Raw genomic sequence first — 347 nt, 5'->3', positions numbered from 1 at the left:
TGGTCCAGGTGCACCCGCGCGTCGGCCCGAGAGAGCGCCGAGCGTTTGATCGCCTCGGCTCCGCCCTCGTCCCGGGCGAGGGGCTTGAGGTCGAACAGGTCGAGCGCCTTGGCCAGCAGGTGCGCGTCGATCACATCTGATTTGTTCTTGCCGGCCACCGCGGCCCGCAGACGGGCGGAGTGCTTGGTCCCGATCAAATAGAAGCGGGCTCCCGCGGTGCCGACGGCGGCATGAATGCCGACCCAGGTCATCGAGGTCGGCTCGGCGATCACGTCGACGGGCACGCTGACGGCGGTGAGCATCCGGGTCAGGGCGTCCATCCCAGCGGCCGTGCTGGGAATGGTTGT

The 347-nt window shown here is 68.9% G+C and carries 1 protein-coding gene; it reads right to left on the bottom strand.

The genetic code is table 11. The features are described 5' to 3' along the window. A partial coding sequence (locus TBIF_RS22450) for an IS110 family transposase (protein WP_024796974.1) occupies positions 1–320 on the bottom strand: 320 nt, incomplete at its 3' end. Positions 321–347 lie beyond the last annotated feature (27 nt).

It is taken from the genome of Tomitella biformata AHU 1821 (assembly GCF_000524475.1).
GTDB classification, from domain to species: domain Bacteria; phylum Actinomycetota; class Actinomycetes; order Mycobacteriales; family Mycobacteriaceae; genus Tomitella; species Tomitella biformata.
The sequence above is the reverse complement of the archived record's forward strand: the minus strand, read 5'-3'. Positions and strand labels throughout refer to the sequence as shown.